The 15897-nt window shown below is 37.5% G+C and carries 12 protein-coding genes; 8 read left to right on the plus strand and 4 right to left on the minus strand.

What is annotated here, in order from left to right; all coding sequences use genetic code 11:
- Position 1 precedes the first annotated feature (1 nt).
- From ACY2RS_RS02255 to ACY2RS_RS02280, 6 genes are all read left to right on the plus strand, one after another.
- Positions 2–1639 carry a 4Fe-4S binding protein gene (locus tag ACY2RS_RS02255; protein WP_490096971.1) on the plus strand — a complete coding sequence of 546 codons (1638 nt, stop codon included), beginning with the start codon at positions 2–4 and terminating at the stop codon, positions 1637–1639.
- Between the two features lie 332 nt (positions 1640–1971).
- Positions 1972–2304: a hypothetical protein gene (locus ACY2RS_RS02260; protein ID WP_490096972.1), complete on the plus strand. Its 333-nt coding sequence runs from the start codon at positions 1972–1974 to the stop codon at positions 2302–2304.
- 8 nt (positions 2305–2312) lie between these two features.
- Positions 2313–3920, plus strand: a complete 1608-nt coding sequence (locus ACY2RS_RS02265; protein ID WP_490096973.1) for a S8 family peptidase — start codon at positions 2313–2315, stop codon at positions 3918–3920.
- 200 nt (positions 3921–4120) lie between these two features.
- On the plus strand, positions 4121–4654 hold the full coding sequence (locus tag ACY2RS_RS02270) for a toxin-antitoxin system YwqK family antitoxin (RefSeq protein ID WP_490096974.1): 534 nt from the start codon (positions 4121–4123) through the stop codon (positions 4652–4654).
- A complete protein-coding gene (locus ACY2RS_RS02275; RefSeq protein WP_490096975.1) occupies positions 4654–5352 on the plus strand; it encodes a glycosyltransferase family 2 protein in 699 nt (232 codons plus the stop codon). The genes ACY2RS_RS02270 and ACY2RS_RS02275 overlap by 1 nt, the downstream gene beginning before the upstream one ends.
- The gene (locus tag ACY2RS_RS02280; RefSeq protein WP_490096976.1) at positions 5349–6839 is read left to right on the plus strand and encodes a cellulose synthase family protein; all 1491 of its coding nucleotides are present in this window, start codon (positions 5349–5351) and stop codon (positions 6837–6839) included. The genes ACY2RS_RS02275 and ACY2RS_RS02280 overlap by 4 nt, the downstream gene beginning before the upstream one ends.
- A gap of 33 nt (positions 6840–6872) precedes the next feature.
- Here ACY2RS_RS02280 and ACY2RS_RS02285 read toward each other — a convergent pair whose 3' ends face one another.
- Positions 6873–8111: a M28 family peptidase gene (locus ACY2RS_RS02285; RefSeq protein WP_490096977.1), complete on the minus strand. Its 1239-nt coding sequence runs from the start codon at positions 8109–8111 to the stop codon at positions 6873–6875.
- A gap of 30 nt (positions 8112–8141) precedes the next feature.
- Between ACY2RS_RS02285 and ACY2RS_RS02290 the strand changes: the two genes are divergently transcribed.
- Positions 8142–9296 (plus strand): TolB family protein, encoded by a 1155-nt coding sequence (locus ACY2RS_RS02290; RefSeq protein WP_490096978.1) that lies wholly within the window; start codon positions 8142–8144, stop codon positions 9294–9296.
- Positions 9297–9650: 354 nt separating this feature from the next.
- Positions 9651–10916, plus strand: coding sequence for an MptA/MptB family glycosyltransferase (locus tag ACY2RS_RS02295; protein WP_490096979.1), 1266 nt, complete (start codon positions 9651–9653; stop codon positions 10914–10916).
- A gap of 100 nt (positions 10917–11016) precedes the next feature.
- Here the strand turns inward: ACY2RS_RS02295 and ACY2RS_RS02300 are convergent, their stop codons facing one another.
- The 3 genes from ACY2RS_RS02300 to ACY2RS_RS02310 form a co-directional block, all read right to left on the minus strand.
- Positions 11017–11880 (minus strand): pseudouridine synthase, encoded by an 864-nt coding sequence (locus ACY2RS_RS02300; RefSeq protein WP_490096980.1) that lies wholly within the window; start codon positions 11878–11880, stop codon positions 11017–11019.
- A 242-nt stretch (positions 11881–12122) separates the two neighbouring features.
- Complete coding sequence (locus ACY2RS_RS02305) at positions 12123–13085, minus strand: carbon-nitrogen hydrolase family protein (protein WP_490096981.1); 963 nt, start codon at positions 13083–13085, stop codon at positions 12123–12125.
- 90 nt (positions 13086–13175) lie between these two features.
- Positions 13176–15890: a carboxypeptidase regulatory-like domain-containing protein gene (locus ACY2RS_RS02310; RefSeq protein ID WP_490096982.1), complete on the minus strand. Its 2715-nt coding sequence runs from the start codon at positions 15888–15890 to the stop codon at positions 13176–13178.
- Between the last annotated feature and the right edge of the window lie 7 nt (positions 15891–15897).

Raw genomic sequence — 15897 nt, forward strand, 5'->3', positions numbered from 1 at the left:
TATGGCAATAGAAAGAAACATGGCACTTACAGGACAACCTCCTAAAAGCCTCAATACAAAACAAAAAGCTGGAGTCTTTATTGGAATGACTGGGTTAATAATCTTAATCTTAGCAGCTTTTAACATGACCAACAGCAATACAGGTATTTGGCTCACAACTTCCCTTACAGCAATTATGGTAGGGATCATTATCTTCTCAAAAGGAGCCTATGACCATAAACTAGAAGGTATCAAAAACGATGGTGTTTGGTTTAAATCGATGTCCTCAAGAGGCGTATTGGGGTGGATTGCTGGAATAGCGCTCACAGGATTTTATATTGTGTTGTACTTCTTTGCAGAACTCTTAGGTCTGGGTCAAGGTGTCGACGGTACTAACACGGGTATGGTTGGCTTATTTGATCCATTAAGCAGACTTTTAAGTGGGAATCCAGCGAGCCAATGGTTTATGTATGGAACCTTATACACCATAGCCATCTTAGGATTTGGAATTAAGTTTTTAATGAAGTACAAACACAACAAGTATGAACAATTACGAACGGTAAGCGTGATGTTCTTTCAAACTGCTTTTGCATTTGTGATTCCAGAATTGATGGCGCGTCTTAACTCAGACACCTTCTCACTACCCTACAATGACCTAAAATTAATGTGGCCATTAAACTATTATGCTTTTGATCAATGGCGTGTAGATCAATTTATAAATGCACAAACCATAGGAGTTTTCTTTTTAGTTTTAGCAGTATTGATGGTATTTGTAATCTCTCCATGGCTTACCTATAAATACGGAAAACGTTGGTATTGCTCTTGGGTATGCGGATGTGGAGGCTTGGCAGAAACGGCAGGAGACTCATTCCGTCATTTGAGTGACAAAAGTATGAAAGCATGGAAACTAGAACGTTGGATGATCAATGCAGTGCTTGTCTTTTCGGTGGTAATGACGGCAGGTGTTATTTCTACGTATCTAGGCTACGATGACACCAAATATTGGTTCACAAAAAACGTATTTCTAACGAGTTCGGGAGTATTCTTAGTTGTAATGTTTGCCATTATAGCTTACTTTAAAAGAGATCAATTAAAAGGAGATGCTTTTAAAGGTGCCGTAGTTGCTTTGTTAGTAACACTCGGATTTTTTGTAGCCATGTCTTTTACAAAATTTCATGAAATTCAAATAAATGCAGCGTATTTCTCTTTTGGACTCAATACAAATACCTATGGTCTTGATGGAGCCATGCGTACTTTCTACGGATTTGGAATTGGCTCTATATTTTCTGGGGTTATAGGAACTGGATTCTACCCTATTTTAGGAAATAGAGTTTGGTGCCGCATGGGCTGCCCTATGGCAGGCATTATGGGAATCCAACAGCGTTTGTTCTCAAAATTTAGAATTACCACTAACGGTGGACAATGTATTTCTTGTGGGAACTGTTCTACCTATTGCGAACAAGGAATCGATGTTAGGGCCTATGCACAAAAGGGAGAAAACATTGTACGTAGTTCATGTGTTGGATGTGGTATTTGTTCTGCTGTGTGTCCGCGCGGTGTTTTAAAACTAGAAAACGACGCCTTAGAAGGACGTATTAATCCAACCGAAATATTATTGGGCAACGACGTAGATCTTATGACCTTGGTAAATAAAAAATAAAACAACCCAATGTAACAAACCAGCTATGATCATAGCTGGTTTTTTTATGCCTAAAAATTAGATATCTTTACTAAAAAACACTTTGGGGGATCCTTTTCATTTTTTTATCATTGCGTTACGATACACAATTGTAGCTACATTGGTGATGTGCAGTATCATTTTGGCAATGATTCTTGCAGATATATACTTACTGCATCCAGATGACCCTCGTTTTAAACTTTCAATTGCCATCCCCTTTTTCTGGATTTGTGGTATTCTTATGATACTTTACTTCTTAGTTCGAAAAAAAGAAAAGCAAATTGAAAAATCCAAAAACCTTTAAAAAAATTCTCATGAAAAGAAAACTCAGTGTCCTTTGTGCGATATTCACCATCTTTATTTGTTTTGCGTCTTGCAAATCTAAATCTAACACCCAGCATATTTCAGAAGAAAACAAAACTACTGTTCTAGTGGATCTCAAAGAAAATAGTAACCCAGAAGCCCTAATATTAGATTTTAGTGAGATTAATCTTCAAAAAATCAAGTTAATAAGCAAACCACTCAATATTTTTCTATTTAGCTTTGATAACACAAAAATAGAAATGGATGAACTGCTTTCACAACTGAAAAAATCTAGTATTGTTGAAAACGCACAATCCAATAAAGAAACCACAAATAGAAACTAAAAATTGCTATGAAAAATCTCTTACTCACACTTGCTCTGGTTTTTGGAGCGTCGGTCTTTGCACAACAATTAAATTATGTTCCAGGTGAACTTTTAGTGCAATTAAAAAACGATTACACGCTTTCTCAACTACAAGAAGACAGTCAACAAGGAACTATTATTGAAGGAAAATTAATCTCTAAACCTTTGAATATTTATAATATTTCAATAAACACAACAACAGAAAGTGAGCAAGACATCATGAGGAAATTATACCTCAATCCAAACATGTTAGTTGCACAGTTAAACCATACTGTATCCTTACGTGCTACCACACCAGATGATACGAGATACGATGATCAATGGCAATATTTTCAAGAAAACGATAAAGATATTGACGCCGATGACGCATGGGATGTTACTACTGGAGGAACAACTCCAAATGGGGACATTATAGTAGCTGGTGTTGTTGATGGTGGTTTTAACATCAATCACCCAGATCTAGTAGACAATTTATACATAAATGAGGCTGAAATCCCAGGAAATAATATAGACGATGATAACAATGGTTATGTAGATGATGTAAATGGATGGAATGCTTATAATAGTTCAGGAAACATAAATTCTGGTTCTCATGGAACAGCAGTTTTTGGAATTGTAGGTGCAAAAGGAAATAATGGTGTAGGGGTTGCTGGTGTAAACTGGGATATAAAAGTGATGGCAGTGAGCGGAAGTAGTGGAAACGAATCTATTGTTCTAGAAGCATACTCATATATTCTTGAAAGTAGAATGTTATACAATAGCACAAATGGAGACGAAGGGTCTTTTGTAGTTGCTACGAATGCATCATTTGGTATTGATTTTGGACAACCAGAAGATTCTCCATTATGGTGTGCTATGTATGATACCTTAGGAGAAAACGGAATTCTAAGTTGTGGTGCAACCATTAATGGAAACCAAAACGTAGATGTGATTGGTGATGTACCTACAGCATGCCCTAGCGAGTATATGATTGCAGTTACCAACACCAATATCAATGATGTTAAAGTTACATCTGCTGGATATGGTCTAGAAACTATTGATCTTGGAGCTCCTGGTGCTGGAACCATTACAACAAACTTAAACAGCTATGGTCCTTTTGGAGGTACCTCTGGAGCAACGCCACATGTTACTGGAACCATTGCTTTGTTATACAGCGCACCGTGTCAAGAACTAGCAGATTTAGCTATGAGCGATCCAGAAACTGCAGCACAGATTGTAAGAGACATTGTTTTGAATAATGTTGACCCAAATGAGTCTTTAGAGGGTATTACTGTTACAGGAGGAAGGCTAAATGTTAATAATAGTATGGAAGCATTAATGAATAATTGTGAATCATTGCTAGCTATTAAAGAAAACCTAAACAACACATTTGCCATCTATCCAAATCCAGCTAAGGATATTGTGACAATTAAAGGATTACAAGACCAGCTAGTAGTAGATGTTACTATTTACAACATTGCGGGGCAAAAAATTGCAACGCTTGATGTTACAGATAATACAGTAAATGTAGCTACCTTACCACAAGGCATGTATATCATGCAACTTCAATTTGAAGGAGATGCTGCTATCTATTCTGAAACGTTGTTAAAAGAATAGAAGTTTATAGAAGCTATACGAAAGAGGATGTCTAAAAAAGCAAACTTAGATGTCTGTTCGAGCGCAGTCGAGAACTACAACTCATAAATGTTGAACATAGGTTTCGACTGCGCTCAACCAGACATAAGTTATTTTTCAGTTTTTTGATATCCTCTTTTTTATTTCCGTTAGGATTGTATTCTCATTGCGTCTAAGTCGCTATGAAACTTAGCGTATTTATTTGTATTGCATTTTTAAGTTGTATTTCTGAAAGATTAGTGGCCACCACTACTTTAGATACAACACTAGAAATAACTTCGGAAATATTCGACACCGAAAAAATGTACACCAAAGAATATTTCAGCAATGGTGTCCTAAAAGCGGAAGGTTGGCAAAGCAGCAATACTAAAACCGATTATTGGATCTTTTATCATAAAAATGGACAAGTAGCGGCCAAAGGACATTTCAGCACTAATAAAAAAGAAGGTTATTGGTATTACTACACCCCAAAAGGAGCCCTTGAAAAAGAAGGACATTATAGCAATGATATTGCCGAAGATTGGTGGATTTTTTACGATATTGCAACCGGAAACAAAACCAAGTTTCAATACAAAAACAACCAGAAAAACGGATTTGCACTACGCTACTTAAAACGAACATTGGTGAAAGCAGAAAAATACATCAATGACACTAAAGTAGGCGAATGGGATTCTCTCTGGGCGTTTAAACGTGATAATCCAGACGCAACTTTTTAATGCAACAATCTATCATTAAAGTCATCATTCCAGCCTACAACGAGGAAGGATCTATTGGACACGTTATTAAAGACATTCCTAAACAAGTAGACGAAATTATTGTTGTTAGTAATAATTCTACAGACCATACCGAAACCGTTGCAAAAAATGCAGGCGCTACAGTTTTAAAAGAACCAAAAAGAGGCTATGGATATGCTTGTTTAAAAGGCATGGAATATGTTGCTTCTCTAGATACGAAACCCAACATTATTGTTTTTCTAGATGGAGATTATAGCGATTACCCAGAACAGCTAACCGAACTGGTAGCTCCCATTCTAGAAAAAGACATCGATTTTGTAATTGGTGCCCGTGTCAAAGAATTACGAGAAGAGGGTTCTATGACTGTCCCTCAAAAATTTGGAAATTGGTTAGCTACTTCTTTAATGAATCTAATCTTTGGCTCGCGCTTTACAGATTTAGGCCCTTTTAGAGCAATTAAGTATGATAAACTACTGGCGCTATCTATGGAAGACAAGACCTACGGGTGGACGGTAGAGATGCAACTAAAGGCATTAAAACAAAAATATACATACACAGAAATACCCATGAAATATAGAAACAGAATTGGGGTCTCAAAAGTTTCGGGTACGGTAAAAGGTGCTATCTTTGCAGGCATCAAAATCTTAGGTTGGATTTTTAAATATTCGTTTCAAAAATGATACTGGAAACCATCGTCATGGTCATATATTCTGTTGCGCTTTTGCTCATACTTATGTATGCATTAGCACAATTAAACTTGCTCTTTAATTATTTAAGAGCGCAGAGAAAGCAAGATAAGAGTCCTACTTTTGATTTCTCAAATCCTGATGAAATTCCTTACGTAACAATACAACTTCCAGTATACAATGAAATGTATGTTATGGAGCGGCTCTTAGATAATATCGCTACATTGGAATATCCCAATGATAAACTTGAAATTCAAGTACTAGACGATTCAACAGACGAATCTTTACAAACTACTGCAACACATATTAAGAGGCTTCAAAAAACGGGGCTAGACATTCAACATATTACGAGAACGGAAAGAACTGGTTTTAAAGCAGGCGCCTTAAAGGAAGGATTAGTGACTGCAAAAGGAGAATATGTCGCTATTTTTGATGCCGATTTTCTTCCTCAAAAAGATTGGCTAAAAAAGACCATACCCTATTTTAAGAGTCCAGAAATTGGCGTGGTACAGACACGTTGGGGACATATTAACCGTAACTATTCTATTCTTACCAAGGTACAAGCTTTTGCGTTAGATGCCCACTTTACGTTAGAACAAGTTGGTAGAAATAGCGAAGGACATTTTATCAACTTTAATGGCACTGCTGGTGTATGGAGAAAAGAATGTATCCTCGATGCAGGAAACTGGGAAGGTGATACGCTAACAGAAGATCTTGATTTGAGCTACCGTGCACAATTAAAGAATTGGAAGTTTAAATACCTAGAGCAAGTAGAAACTCCAGCCGAACTACCTGTAGTTATTAGTGCAGCACGTTCACAACAATTTAGATGGAACAAAGGTGGTGCAGAAAATTTTCAGAAAATGATGCGCCGTGTATTGAAAAGCGATTCTATATCTGGGAAGACAAAAATTCATAGCTTGTTACACTTACTGAATAGCACCATGTTTTTAAATATCTTTTTGGTAGCAGTATTAAGTATCCCAATGCTTTGGATTAAAAACGAATATGAGCATTTGAAAGTCTACTTTATCGTTATGAGTTTCTTTGTAATAAGCACGATAATTTTCTTTGTATGCTATTGGTTTATGTTTAGAAATATATATGGTGGTGGGATTAAGAAATTCTTGCGTTATACTGGCATGTTCTTTACCTTCTTTTCTATCGCTATGGGCTTTTCATTACATAATACCATTGCAGTTATTGAAGGACATATTGGTAAGAAAAGTGAATTTGTTCGTACACCAAAGTTTAATATTAGCACGCTCAAAGACAAATGGAAAGGAAACAAATACCTCAAAAAGAACATTTCTATCAATGTGATTTTTGAAGGTCTTTTAATGTGCTACTTCGCCTTTGGAATGTACTCTGCTTTTATTGTAGGAGACCAAGGGGGCGACTTCGGGCTCTTCCCGTTTCACCTCATGCTTTTTATAGGGTTTGGATTTGTATTCTTTAAAAGTTTGACGAGTAAGGCTTAGCGGTTTTTGATGTAAGATTGTTGAATAACAAATTTAAAACGTCACTTTTCGTTCTATCATTTCACCATCTCTGTTTACAGTAACCGTTGTAGTTTTTCCTTCTTCAAAAGTTGCAAGCGCTTTCATGTAACTCATCATATCTGGAGTATCTAAATCTCCTAATTTCACTACTATATCTCCGCGCTGTAACCCTGCTTTTTGCGCTGGCTTGTCTTCACTAATTCCATCAATACGCATCCCTTCGCCATTAAATAAATAATCTGGCACCACTCCTAAAGCCACCTTAAACATAGGCACTTCTTCGCTTTCATTTTTGGTTTTTTTAAACGCTAGCTTTCCAGCATCATCCAAGTCTGTGATGATGTTTACAATATAGTTCGAAATTTTATCCATTCCTTCGTAGTTCAACTTTTCGGGATCATCACCAGGTTTGTGGTAATCTGTGTGTTGCCCTGTAAAAAAATGAAGCACCGGAATGTCTGCCAAATAAAACGAGGTATGATCACTAGGCCCTACCCCACTTTGATGTTCATTAATGGTTAAGCCCTGATTATTATTTGCAAATAAGGTTTGTTTAAATATAGGAGAAGTTCCCACGCCATGAACTGCCACGGTGTTTTCTTCATTTAATCTTCCAACCATATCCATATTAATCATATAGCTCACTTTCTGAGTGTCGATGGTTGGGTTTTTTACAAAATAATTAGAGCCTAGCAATCCCATTTCTTCCCCAGAAAAGCCCATGAACAAGTAGTTATTTTGGTTCACTAAAGGGGATTGGTTTTTTAATATTTCAGCAATACGTAATAACACAGCCACACCACTTGCATTATCATCTGCACCATTATGTACTGCAGGATCTTCTCGGTGTAAAGAGCCTTCACCGCCCATACCTAAATGATCGTAATGTGCGCCAATAATAATGGTATTTTCTGCTTTGTTATCAATGTACCCAAGTACATTGGTTCCCGTTACCGATCCATCTTCTTGTACATTGGTAAATTCTGCTTGTTCATGCGGATTGGCACTTGCTTTAAAGGTAAAGGTTTGGGTGTACTGTCCTTCATTTCCTTTTGGTGACAAACCAATGGCTTCAAAACGTTCTATAATATATTTTGCAGCAAGCAATTCACCTTCAGTTCCTGTTTGTCTCCCTCCCATCTCATCTGCTGCTAAAACTGCAACATCTTCTTTCATGGTGACTACTTTTCTAGGGGTTTCTTTGCAAGAAATTACAAAGACCATCATCAATACTATAATAACTAAACGCATATTCTTATTTTTACACAAAACTACTGAAATATGAGACGCATTGCTACCCTTGTTATTTTTTGTTTACTTTTTTCTTGTAAAAACAACACCGAAAAGAAAACAACAACCCCCGAAACCACCACAAAAGAACCCACAGCACTCAGTATGACAGGTGGTATTCGTGAAGCTGTATTAGATCCAGCAACGCAAGATACACTCATCTACCCTGAAGAAATACACATCAAAAACATACGTCAAGTCACCTTTGGAGGAGATAATGCAGAAGCCTATTGGAGTTTTGACGACAAGCAATTGGTATTTCAATCTAACTTTAAAGAATGGGGTGTTGAGTGTGACCAGATGTTTTTAATGAATGCAGACCAAACCTTTAATGGCAAAAAACCTCCTATGATTTCTACAGGGAAAGGACGTACAACTTGTGCCTACTTCTTACCAGACAATAAGCATTATGTATACGGAAGCACACATCTAGTGGACGAAAATTGTCCAGAAGTTCCGCTACGTAAAAATGGAAACTATGTATGGCCTGTCTATGATAGCTTCGATATTTTTGTAGCAGATCTCGAAGGAAATATTACAGCACAACTTACCACAGAACCTGGCTATGATGCAGAAGCGACAGTATCTCCCAAAGGCGATAAAATTGTATTTACCTCAACTCGAAGTGGCGATTTAGAATTGTACACCATGAATATTGACGGTAGTGACGTGAAACAAATCACAAACGAATTAGGCTATGATGGTGGCGCTTTCTTCTCACCCGACGGAAGCAAATTAATTTTTAGGTCATCACGTCCAAAAACAGAAACCGAAATAAAAAAATACAAAGACCTGCTTGCAGACGGATTGGTAGAACCAACAGACATGGAATTGTATATCTGTAATGCAGATGGAAGCGATCTCAAACAAATCACCAATTTAGGGAACGCAAATTGGAGTCCGTTTTTTCACCCCAGCGGACAAAAAATATTGTTTAGTAGCAACCATGAAGCAGAGCGTGGATTCCCTTTTAATTTATACTTAATAGACCTAGACGGGAAGAATTTACAACGCGTCACACATGGTGAAACCTTTGATGCGTTTCCTGTATTTAGTAATGACGGCAAATACCTAGCCTTCTCTTCGAACCGAAACAACGGAGGAGGACGTGATACCAACTTGTTTATTGCTGAATGGCAAGACTAGAATGATTCGAGATTGCTGATTGGAGATTGTGGATTTTAGATTGTTGAAGTTTGAAATAACACATGTTTTTTTAATATGAAACGGTTTCCACCTTTGAAGGGCTAGTTTCTTATGAGAGAATATAATTGGTCGAAAAAGCTTATCCCCAACCCTAAGCGTCGGGAGGGGAAATGAAAATTGGCGAAATCGAAGTCATGTTACCAACATTAAAGTGACTTATATAATTAAAAAAGCAACCTTATAAAGTCTTTATCTGCATACAAACATCTGCTACTTCCTGTTTTGGGTAGTTGTTTCCTGTATATCCTATTTGCTTATTTTCTGGAACGCAGTGACTTTATAAATCTGCTCTTCGTGTTTGCAGGTTTATTTTATGCAGCATGGACACTTATAAAAGACAAAAAAAATAGTTTTTGGGTATTAGCTTTTCTAGGAATCCTTTTTAGGTTTCTTTTTTTACCCGCCATTCCAAACTTATCACAAGATTTTTATCGCTTTATCTGGGACGGAAATGTTTTACTACAAGGCTTTAATCCCTATCTATTTACACCAGAACAATTTTTTGGAACTTCCCCTATTGGTTTTGATAGAATGGAGCTGACCATTCCCAATAGCGAAGCGCTTTTATCTGGTATGGGAAATCTAAATGCAAGTCATTACAGCAATTACCCACCTGTAAATCAGTTGTGCTTTGCTATTGCTGCTTTGTTTGGCAAAAGCTCCATACTAGGGTCAGCTATAGGACTACGCATGTTAATTATAGGAGCAGATATTGGTGTTTTATATTTCGGAAAAAAACTACTCGAAAACCTAAAACTTCCTACCCAAAATATCTTTTGGTATTTCTTAAATCCTTTTATCATTATAGAGCTTACAGGTAACCTTCATTTTGAAGGAGTGATGCTCTTTTTTGTAGTATGGGCGTTATACCTGTTGCACAAAGGCAAATGGTTTTGGGCAGCCGTATTGTTAGGCGTTTCGGTATCTGTTAAGTTATTGCCCTTATTGTTGCTGCCGCTGTTTTTTAACTATCTAGCACCCAAAGGGCTTTTCACCAAAGGGTTCTGGAACTTAAAAAAATTCTATTGGACAGTTCTAGGTACCATCGCCCTCACTTTTGCGCCGTTTCTCTCACAAACTTTTCTTTCAAACTTTGCGGCAACCATCGAACTCTGGTTTCAAAACTTTGAGTTTAATGCAAGTGTTTACTATATCATTCGTTGGATAGGGTTTCAAACCATTGGTTGGAATATCATTGGCACCGTTGGTAAAATCCTGCCATTGATTGTCATAGCAAGTATACTCGGTCTTTCATTTTTCAGAAAAAACAATACTACCCAACAACTCATCACTGGACTCTTGTTAGCTGTATCGGTGTACTTTCTATTGTCCACTACGGTACATCCTTGGTATGTTGCAACACCATTAGTTTTAAGTGTCTTTACGCGCTATAGATTCCCGATAGTATGGAGTTTTATGGTATTTTTTAGCTACAGCGCCTATGGAGCTCAAGGCTTCGATGAAAATCTAGGCTTGGTGGCGATGGAGTATATTGTCTTGATTGGATTTGCGATATTTGAGATGTTAAATTCAAAAAAGAAAAAAATAACATCAAACTAAAATTAATTTGTCCGTTCGAGCGCAGTCGAGAACTACTTCACAATTAGTCTTCAAATAAAGGTTTCGACTGCGCTCAACCAGACAGTAGCAATAACAAATATTACAACATAGAAAACAATTCTAACTCTTCTTTAGTAAGGGTTTTCCAGCGTCCTCTTGGTAGGTCTTTTTTGGTTAAATGTGCTAGTGTAACACAATCTAATTTTACAATATCATAGCCTAAATGTGTGAAGATTTCACGAATCACGCTATTTCCCATGTGTTTGATTTTTAAACCTACCTCTTTCTTAGGCTTATTCTCCACATAGCTAATTTCTTCGATAGAAATTTTCTTGGTACCAATTTGAATACCTTCGGAAATTTCCTTGAGATCGGCTGCTTTTAGGTTTTTATCCAATTCTACATGAAACAAACGCTCCATGCCTTTCTTACTCAATTTCTCTTTCAGCTTATCATCATTGGTAAAAAATAATAACCCAGTTGCATTTCTTCCTAGTCTTCCGATAGGTGTGATACGTGCCGAAGTAGCGTTGGCTACTAAATCCATTACCGTATTTCCTTTGCTTTCGCTGGTTGTAGTAGCAAAACCTTTTGGCTTGTTTAGCAACACATAGACCATCGGTTCTGGGTTGATACGACGTCCATCAAAACGCACATCATCTTCTAATTTCACCTTGTAGCCCATTTCATTAATCACCTTCCCATTTACAGTCACCAAACCAGTGGCTATATAGGTGTCTGCTTCTCTTCGAGAACAAATTCCAGCGTTTGAAATGTACTTGTTTAAACGAATTCCGTTCACAATATCTTGTTTCTTCTTCGCTGGTTTTGGTGCTTCAGGTTTTAGCGCTGCACCCGCTCTTGATTTTCCATCTCTAGGTTTTGCTGGCGCGTTGCTTTTAAACTTGGCGTTTTTACCGTGCCCTTTTTTGGCTCCTCTTCCTTTGTTATCGTTTCTGCTCATGGTGTAGATTCCTGAAATTCAGGTGTTTTTAAATTGGGCGCAAAGATACACCTATTATTAAGAAATCGAAATAGATCCCGAAAGCTTTCGGGACGAAATGAAGATGACGGGTGACGGGTGAAAAGATTTGAAAATGTGACAATTTGAAAATTTCACTTAACTCCTTTGCTTCTTTGCTTCTTTGCTTCTTTAAAACCAAACAAAATCTAAAAACACTTCGCTAGCACTTTAAGGTCTAAAAATTAAACTTCCCCAAGATTAATGGTAGATTGTCTTTCTCTGTTTACGTTTAATTTGGTTACATCTGGACGGGAATAATGACCTACAGGATCAAAATTTTGTCGTTCTTCATAGACACGATTAAAATCTAAGGTATGGTAGATGTTTCCGTCGGTACGTGTGTCAGGTTCGACGATCCATGCTCCATCGGGTCCTGCAATACAGCTTCCGCCATTGGCTAAAATGTCTGGACTTTTTTCTGAAATTTTAGTGTAATGCGGTGTACTTTCTGGAAAATCACTTTTTTGCATGAGCGAAGAAACTGAAATCACATAACTACGAGATTCTCGCGCAATAAATCTTGTAATGTCTTTGGTATTATGATCGCTTCCCGGCCATACCGCAATGTGCAAATTTTCTCCTTGACCGTAGAGGGCTGCTCTTGGCAGCGGCATCCAATTCTCCCAACAATTTAAACCACCAACAGTGAATTGTTTGAGCGGATGAACTTGCAATCCGTTGCCATCTCCCGGAGCCCAAGTGAGACGCTCATCGTAGGTAGGTTGTAATTTACGATGTACCGATTGAATTATTCCTTCTTCGGAAATATACACCAAAGAGGCATAGATACTATGACCACCACGATCTAATGGGCGTTCAATAATCCCTAAATAGATGGCCATGTGGTACTTTTTTGCCAAAGCACATACATGATCTAGATCTCCATTTTCTATGGTCACCGAATTACGCACATAATGTGCATGCAATTCTTTATTAACCTCTTTATTCCATGCAGCACCATCTGTGAGGGCTAACCAAAATGGATAGCCAGGCAAAAGGCCTTCTCCAAACACAATAAGTTCGGTATCTTTTTTTGCTGCTGTTTCAATTTGAGCATATATTTTTTGAAGGGTTGCTTCCTTATCCAACCATACTGGGGCAATTTGCGCTAAGGCTACACGTAATAAATTAGAATTCTTTTCCATAGCAGTAAAGTTAGAAAGATTATTGAACACTATAAAAGCATTTAGTTCTTTAAAATTTCCGAAGTAAAAGTCGAAAAATTATTTCGCTACTTACAGATTATACACAAATCTCACGGTAACAAAACGAGGTTGGATAAAGGTCTCTGAGGTAAACACCGAAATATCATTAGCACTATTCCTTACCTGAGAATCTATGTTAAGCAAATTGGTCGCTTTTAATTCGTATTCCCATTTTGCATCTCGATCTTTTCGATAGGCAAGTGTGGCATCCCAATTTTGAAATGATTGTGATGTCCCGTTTCCGAGATCTTGATTGGTGTAACTATAATCGGTGCGAAAGGTGAACTTCTTCAAGATATAGGCATCTACAGAAATAGAAGGCGCATTTGTGATAAAGGTTGTTTCGCGATTTCCCTGGTTATTGTTTACAATGCTGTATCGATAGCGTACACTAACATTGGGCGCGACTTTAAAATTGGTACGTATTCCTGGTGTATAGGATTGTGTAAAACCTTCATTGGTTGCTCTTTCGCCTTGAATTAATTGGTTGATTTTACTGTAATTAAAGCCTGCATTGATGCTCGCTCTAATTTTTCCGAAGGTACGTTGCACACGTCCATTGATGTTTACGTTTTCATCTGCAAAATTTGAATTGAAAAAAGTGCTGGTACGTATCACGTTTTCGAAATCTGTAACACTACGAACCTGATCTATATTCTTGGAATAAGCGGCTCTTGCAAACACATTGGTATAATTAAAAAGATTAAAACTACTGTAAAAAATACTTACATTGTGAGACAACGCATTTTGAAGATCAGGCGCTCCAAACTGAATACTATTGTAATTGTTCACCACCAAACCTTGCGCTAATCTTGTAACATCGGTAAATTGGTTTCTCATGTTATAACGCACCGTTAACGCCTCACTCTTTTTGAATTGAATTCGAGTTTCAAAATCGGGTAAGATTCTAAAAAAATTATCTTCGTAGGTCTGTGAGAACTGCGTGTTTTTGTTTCCATAGGCATGTACAGAGAAACCTGGCGTGATGGTAAATTTTCCTGTTATAAAACGATAATGCACTCCTAGGTATACATCGCTAAAATTATAATTGGTATCATTGGTTGCGAGTCCATTATTAATGGTGGGCGTCACATCTTCTTGGGTTCCGCTTTCTAAAAACTGAAAGATGTTTGAGTTAAATTGCTGATTGCTTAAAATGGTACCGAGTGTAAAATTGATATTGCTCTTCTTATTGATCAAGTAATAATAATCAAGCTTGGCGTCAAGTTGGTTTGATTTGATTCTTCTTGATTGTCCGAAGTTATAAGTTGCTAAAGAACCGTCAATCCCAAGTGCTGTTGCAGTGTTATCGAAAGCATCTTCGCCGTCTGGATTGTTGTCTAGTACAGCATTATAAAAGGGATCTTCATTTTTTAATAAATGCTGGGCTTCAAAAGCGAAGATATTTTTTTCGTCTAGGGTGTAATAATAATTTAAGTTCTGATTGATACTATAAGGCGTCACTTCATCAAATTGATTGGTATTTCCTACCACAGATGAGAATAACTGCTGACGTTGGGTATCGTTTGAAATTTTACTAAGCACATCATAATCTAATTGATTATTCGCATTGGGCTGGTAGGATGCACTTAACTTTAACAATCCTTGATCTGATCGCTCTCTGCTGGATTGCTCTGTGGATTCGTCTGGGATTTCCAGTTCAGGATTACTGTATTGGATGAAGGACATTTCCGAAGAAAGAATTCTACTACTGTTATAAATTAAGAATCCGCTAAAATCTAATGCCGGATTGGGAGAATAGCTAAAATTTGCCGTGGCTAGTTTGTTTTCAACCTCCAAGGCATTGTTTTGACTGGTGAGGAAATTGAGCCCGTTATCGCCCAAATTAATATTGGTGCCGCTGTTATTGCTGGGGGGTCTAAATCCGCCCCCAAAGCCCCTAAGGTCACGACGTGTAAGGGCCACTTCCCCCGTATTATTTAGGTCACCAATAAAGTTAATACTGTATTTAGGGTTGTAGTAGAATAATTTTGGTTGTAATAAGTACAATTCTCCTTCGGGAGAGACACCAGATCCACCTGTGATGTTTCCAAACCAAAAGCTTTCTTTTCCTTCTTTTAGTTTGATATTAAGGGCTACGTTGTCTTGGTTGTTTCTTACGCTTCTTAGTTGACCAACCTCAGCATAATTACGCAGTACTTGAATTTTGTCTACGGCATTGGAAGGAATATTTTTGGTGGCCAATTTAGTATCACCATCAAAAAAATCTTTTCCATTTACCATGAGTTTGTTGACCACTTTACCCTCTACCTCCACTTGTCCGTCTTCGTTAATTTCTACACCAGGCAAATTTTCTAGTACATCTTCAAGTTTTCGCTCTGTTCCCGTTTTAAAAGAGTCTGCGTTATAGATGAGAGTATCGCCACGCACGACAACAGGCATTTCGTATGAAAGCTCTACTGTTTCTAGGGTGTTATCTGCTTTGAGTAAAAAGTCTTTTGTGATGTTGGCTTCTTTGGTGCTAATGAGTTCTTCGTAGCTTTTAAAACCAATGTAGCTCACTTGGATTTTATAGGTGCCATTTTCGCCAAGTTCAAGTTGATAGGCACCTTTTTCGTTTGTGATTGCGTAGGATTCTAGGCCGTCGGTTTCTTGGTTAAAAGCAACGACGTTTGATAATTCTAGCGGATTATCTAGGGTATCACGAACGACGCCTCTAAGGGTTACTTGTGCTGAAATAGCAGTTGTACATAAGAGTATTAAAATACACGCTATTTGTTTCATGGCAGTA

It is taken from the genome of Patiriisocius sp. 208BN25-11, from assembly GCF_058147145.1.